Annotated in this window: 6 protein-coding genes; 2 read left to right on the top strand and 4 right to left on the bottom strand. The window is 70.5% G+C overall.

The window, feature by feature from the left end:
* Positions 1-2,088: class I tRNA ligase family protein (locus tag G6028_RS05890; RefSeq protein ID WP_182658318.1), on the top strand; the 2,088-nt coding region annotated here is incomplete at its 5' end.
* 55 nt (positions 2,089-2,143) lie between these two features.
* Here the strand turns inward: G6028_RS05890 and G6028_RS05885 are convergent.
* From G6028_RS05885 to G6028_RS05875, 3 genes are read right to left on the bottom strand one after another with little or no spacing between them, the layout of a single operon-like run.
* Positions 2,144-2,533 (bottom strand): hypothetical protein, encoded by a 390-nt coding sequence (locus tag G6028_RS05885; RefSeq protein ID WP_179523973.1) that lies wholly within the window; start codon positions 2,531-2,533, stop codon positions 2,144-2,146.
* A gap of 2 nt (positions 2,534-2,535) precedes the next feature.
* Complete coding sequence (locus G6028_RS05880; RefSeq protein ID WP_182658317.1) at positions 2,536-3,432, bottom strand: SDR family NAD(P)-dependent oxidoreductase; 897 nt, start codon at positions 3,430-3,432, stop codon at positions 2,536-2,538.
* Positions 3,429-3,971 (bottom strand): nuclear transport factor 2 family protein, encoded by a 543-nt coding sequence (locus G6028_RS05875; RefSeq protein WP_182617425.1) that lies wholly within the window; start codon positions 3,969-3,971, stop codon positions 3,429-3,431. The genes G6028_RS05880 and G6028_RS05875 overlap by 4 nt, the downstream gene beginning before the upstream one ends.
* Positions 3,972-3,995: 24 nt before the next feature.
* On the opposite strand from G6028_RS05875, the gene G6028_RS05870 reads away from it, so the two are divergent.
* Positions 3,996-4,430: a nuclear transport factor 2 family protein gene (locus G6028_RS05870; protein WP_182658316.1), complete on the top strand. Its 435-nt coding sequence runs from the start codon at positions 3,996-3,998 to the stop codon at positions 4,428-4,430.
* Positions 4,431-4,479: 49 nt separating this feature from the next.
* On the opposite strand, the gene G6028_RS05865 is transcribed toward G6028_RS05870, so the two are convergent.
* Positions 4,480-5,279: lipase family protein (locus tag G6028_RS05865; protein WP_241730577.1), on the bottom strand; the 800-nt coding region annotated here is incomplete at its 5' end.

Below are 5,279 nucleotides of genomic sequence, written 5' to 3'. Positions count from 1 at the left end.
TGGACCGACAAGGTCAAGTCCATGCAGCGCAACTGGATCGGCCGCTCGCAGGGCGCACGCGTCCGCTTCGCCGTGGCGGAGAAGTCCATCGAGGTGTTCACCACCCGCCCCGACACGCTGTTCGGCGCCACCTACATGGTGCTCTCGCCCGAGCATCCGCTGGTCGACGAGCTGGCCGGGCCGTTCTGGCCTGAGGCGGGCGACGCTCCCGGCGGGGTGGACGGTGTGGGCGGCGCCGTCGACGGGCTGGACGAGCGCTGGACCGGCGGGCACTCCTCGCCGGCCGAGGCCGTGCAGGAGTACCGCCGCCGGGCCGCCACCAAGTCCGATCTGGAGCGCCAGGAGAACAAGGACAAGACCGGCGTCTTCACCGGCTCCTACGCCGTCAACCCGGTCAACGGCGAGCAGGTCCCGGTGTTCGTGGCCGACTACGTGCTGATGGGCTACGGCACCGGCGCGATCATGGCCGTGCCCGCCCACGACTCCCGCGACCACGAGTTCGCCACGGCCTTCGGTCTGCCGATCGTGCAGGTGGTCGCGCCGGCAGACGGGCGTGAGCTGGACGTGCGTGCCGAGGCGTACGCGGGCGACGGCGTGGCCGTGAACTCGACCAACGAGCGCGGGCTGTCTCTCGACGGTATGGACGTGGACGAGGCCAAGGCCGCCACCATCGCCTGGCTGGAGGGCGAGGGCACCGGCGAGGGGACCGTCCAGTACAAGCTGCGGGACTGGCTCTTCGCCCGCCAGCGCTACTGGGGCGAGCCGTTCCCCGTGGTCTATGACTCGGACGGCGTCCCGCACGCGCTTCCCGACGAGATGTTGCCCGTCGAGCTGCCCGAGGTCGAGGACTACAAGCCCGTGTCCTTCGACCCCGACGACCCCGACTCGATGCCCTCCCCGCCGCTGGCCAAGGCCACCGAGTGGATGACCGTCGAGCTGGATCTCGGCGACGGCGTGCAGACCTACACCCGCGACGCCAACGTGATGCCCAACTGGGCCGGCTCCAGCTGGTACCAGCTGCGTTACATCGATCCCACGAACCCGGACGAGCTGTGCGCGCTGGAGAACGAGCGCTACTGGACCGGTCCGCGGCCCGAGATCCACGGCGAGGGCGACCCCGGGGGAGTGGACCTCTACGTCGGTGGAGTCGAGCACGCCGTGTTGCACCTGCTCTACTCGCGGTTCTGGCACAAGGTCCTGTTCGACCTCGGGCACGTGACCAGCGAGGAGCCCTACCGCAGGCTGTTCAACCAGGGGTACATCCAGGCGTTCGCGTACACCGATGCACGCGGCGTGTACGTGCCTGCTGCAGATGTAGAGGAACGGGACGGGAAGTTCTACCTGGACGGTTCCCCGGACGCCCCCGAGGTGTTCCAGGAGTACGGGAAGATGGGCAAGTCGCTCAAGAACTCGGTCTCCCCCGACGAGATCTGCGACGAGTACGGCGCCGACACGCTGCGTGTGTACGAGATGTCCATGGGCCCGCTCGACACCTCACGGCCCTGGGCCACCAAGGACGTCGTGGGGGCGCACCGCTTCCTGCAGCGGCTGTGGCGCGTGGTGATCGAGGAGTCCACCGGGCAGGCCCGGGTGACCGAGGAGGAGCCGCCGCAGGACGTGCTCAAGGCGTTGCACAAGGCCATCGCGGGGGTCCGCGACGACTTCGCGGGCCTGCGCGACAACACCGCGATCGCCAAGCTCATCGAGTACGTCAACCACCTGACCAAGGCCTACCCGACCGAGGGGCCGGGAGCGCCGCGGTCGGCCGTCGAACCTCTGGTGCTGATGGTCGCCCCCGTCGCCCCGCACCTGGCCGAGGAACTGTGGTCGCGGCTCGGGCACGCCGGCTCGCTGGCCCACGGCCCGTTCCCCGAGCACGACGAGTCCTACCTGGTCGAGGACTCGGTGGAGTACCCGGTGCAGATCAAGGGCAAGGTGCGCTCGCGCATCACCGTCCCTGCGGACGCGACGCCGACCGAGGTCGAGGCGGCGGCCCTGGCCGACGAGAAGGTGCAGGCCAACCTCGCCGGAGCGACCCCCAAGAAGGTCATCGTGGTGCCGGGGAAAATGGTCAACATCGTGCCGTGAGAGGGCCGGGCGGTGAGAGAACCGGGCGGTGTGAGGTCCCGGTCGGGGGGAGGGGTCAGCCCACCTGCACGAACACCGCCGAGGACGAGCCGATCAGGTAGGTGGTGGTGATCATCCACATGGCGTAGCTGGCGAACAGCCACGGCCGCCACCTGATGTGCTGCTTCCACCGCCGGTAGGTCTTGACCCCCGCGGTCACGGACAGGATCACCGACAGCAGAAGCGGCAGCAGCACCACCTCGACCCGGTCGGAGGTCAGGCACGTGCCGCCGGGTTCCGTGCACTCCTCGCCGATGCCGCCGCCCACCGCGACGAGCGCGACCGCGAAGATGACCACGGCCGAGGCGGACAGCAGGACGTAGCGGATGGCCTGGCTGGCCTGGCGTTCGTTGCGTTCGAGGCGCTCCAGCGGGTCGTCGAACTCGCCGATCCCTCGGGGAGACACCGTCACCTCCCCACGAATCCGTTGTGCCCGCCGGCCTCGGCTACCTCGTCGACCGTCGTGATCCCCAGCTGCTCGTCCGTCACCGGCGGGAAGAGCGGACCACCGCCGAAGGCGCCCCGGTGCGACAGCGGTACCTCGCCGTCGTCGTTCGTCACCCCGTGTTCGCGACCGTATTCGGCCGTGATCACCGTGGACCCGCTCAGCGCCGGCAGCGACGGATCGTCGGCCAGTGCCACGATCACGCGGCCGACGAAGGTCGGGTCCTCGGCCCGGTCCAGGGGGAAGCCGTTGAAGTCGTCCATCCCCAACGACAGGATGAGTTCGGTGCGGATGAGGCCGAGCCACAGCGACAGGGTGGACACGCCGGTCCCGACGAGCTCGTGCGCCATGTCCGAGGCCATCTTGTCCAGGGCGGTCTTGCTCATCCCGTAGAGCACGGTGTGGAACGGCGAGCGCGACCCGAAGGACGAGATGTTGACCATCAGGCCCGACCCCTGCGGGACCATCACCTTGGCGGCCTCGCAGCTGGCGACGTAGTGCGCGCGCAGACCGACGCCCATGAGGGCGTCCCAGTCGCCGGCGGGCCGCTCCCAGAACTTGCCGTTGAACCCCATGAAGCCCTTGGGGTTGGTCCACACGTTGTTGACCAGCAGGTCCAGGCGTCCGGCCTGCTCGGCGATCCGGGCGACGACGGCGACGATCTCGTCGTCCCGGGAGTGGTCGCATTCGAGTGGGCGGATCTCGCCCGGGGCGCCGGAGGCCGCGTCGATCGTGCCCTGCAGGCGCTCGGCGGACCGGCCGGTCACGTAGACCGTCCACCCGGCCTGCGCGAGTGCGGTGGCCACCCCCCTGCCGACGCCGCGGCTGGCGCCGGTGACCAGGGCGACGCGCGCGGTCACGAGTCGACCCCGGCGGTCGCGGCTGCCGTCTCGTCTCCGCGGACGGTGTGGACCTCGGGAAAGGTCACGGTCGCGCTGTCGAGGGAGCGCGTGATCGACCACCCCGGGGAGAACAGGCACTCGGCCATCACCCAGCGGCCGCTCTCCACCACGTAGACATCGGAGTACTCGCCGGTGGAGAGGGTCTCGGTGCCGTTCTCCCGGTCCACCTGACGGAACTGCAACGTCCAGGTGCCGGTGGCGCGCCGCGGCGCGCCCCCGTCCGCCGGGTCCTCGACAGCGATGGAGGGCATGAGGCCGTGGTGCATGTCGAGGATGCGGGGTCCGCCGTCGGAGGCGGTGGCCAGGGCGATCTGACGGAAGATCCCGACCATCGTGTCCGGGTCGGTGCGGCCGAGCGGGCCGAAGTCCAGGAGGCCGCCCTCGGCGACGAAGCACGCCCGGAACCCCTCCGGATCCTTGGCGTCGCAGGCCCGCCAGTACCGGTACTTGAGCTGCTCTATCGCCTGGCGGGCGCGGGATTCCTGCTCGAACTGCATGCGGGCCACGTTAGCCTAGTGGGCATGAGTCGAACACTGGTCGAGCTGTCCGATCGCTGGGACCTCCAGGACCTGGTGACCAGGTACGCGACCTGTATCGACGCCCGTGACTTCGACGGACTGGACAGGGTGTTCACCCCGGACGCCCGGGTGAGTTACGAGGCCTCGGGCGGGCCCGCGGACGACTATCCGGCGGTGCGCGCCTGGCTGGCGGAGATGCTGCCGATCTTCGCCTCCACCCAGCACCTGATGGGCAATCTCGCGGTGACCCTGGACGGCGACACCGCGACCGGACGCTGCATGTGCTTCAACCCGATGGCCCTGCGGCCGGTGGAGGAGAAGGACCAGCAGGTGTTCTTCTACGGGCTCTGGTACGTGCTCGGGTTCGTCCGGACCGCAGAGGGCTGGCGGATCGACAGCCTCGCGCAGGAGCAGGCCTTCCACCACAACCTGCCCTGACGGACGACGGAGGGGCCCGCCACCCGGCGGTCCCCTCCGTGGTCCGGCGTCAGACGGTGCCGCAGGAGTCCGGGGCCGGCAGGCCGTGCACCCGGTCCATGAGGTAGCGCGCGTTGGTGGCGCGTTCGGCCAGCATCGGCAGGGCGTGGTCGATCACCAGCCCCGGCGCGAGAGCCGGTAGCTCCGCGGTACGCAGCTCCACCGTGGCGCCCCGGGCACACCAGTCCCGGACCAGGTCGACCGCGGTGTCGTGGGGGACCACGTCGTCGTTGCGCCCGATCAAGACCATCGCGGGGACCGTGGGGGCCACGCGGCCGAGGTTGTAGCCCTCGAGGACCCGCAGGATCTCGGGCTCGGACCGGGCGGCGTCGGCCAGCGAGTTGCCGTGCGTGGTGAACTCGGTGGTCCGGCGCAGACCGTAGGCGAACGCGGTCTCGGCGACGCACTGCGTCGAGGTCACCTCGAGCATGCGCCTGCCCTCGTCGTTGAGCTGCCGGTCGAACGCCGGACGCAGCTCGGGGTGCACCTGCAGGATCCCGTTGATGGCGTACCCGACGGCCCCGGTGAGGACGCCGCCGTCGACGCGGTCGAGGGTGCCGAGCATGTCCGACGGCGGGGCGCCCGCGGCGATCCCCACCAGGTTGAGGTCCGGTGCGTACTGGGGCTGCATCTCGGCGGCGGCCGCGGCCGCGCCTCCGCCCTGGGAGTACCCGCTCACGACCGTGGGGGAGTCGGGGGCGAGGTCGGTCCCGGACAAGCGCACCGCGGCCCGGGCGGCATCCAGGGCCGAGCGGCCCTGGGAGTCGCGGTTGACGTAGGGGTGGTGGCCGGGCGTGCCCAGCCCCTCGT

The organism is Dietzia cercidiphylli, from assembly GCF_014145145.1.
Lineage (GTDB): Bacteria > Actinomycetota > Actinomycetes > Mycobacteriales > Mycobacteriaceae > Dietzia > Dietzia natronolimnaea.
This window is presented reverse-complemented; position numbering and strand designations above follow the sequence as displayed.

Excerpts from the sequence above, each read along its gene's own strand:
- G6028_RS05875 (WP_182617425.1), bottom strand. The coding sequence starts at position 3,971 with ATGCAGTTCGAGCAGGAATCCCGCGCCCGCCAGGCGATAGAGCAGCTC.
- G6028_RS05870 (WP_182658316.1), top strand. The coding sequence starts at position 3,996 with ATGAGTCGAACACTGGTCGAGCTGTCCGATCGCTGGGACCTCCAGGAC.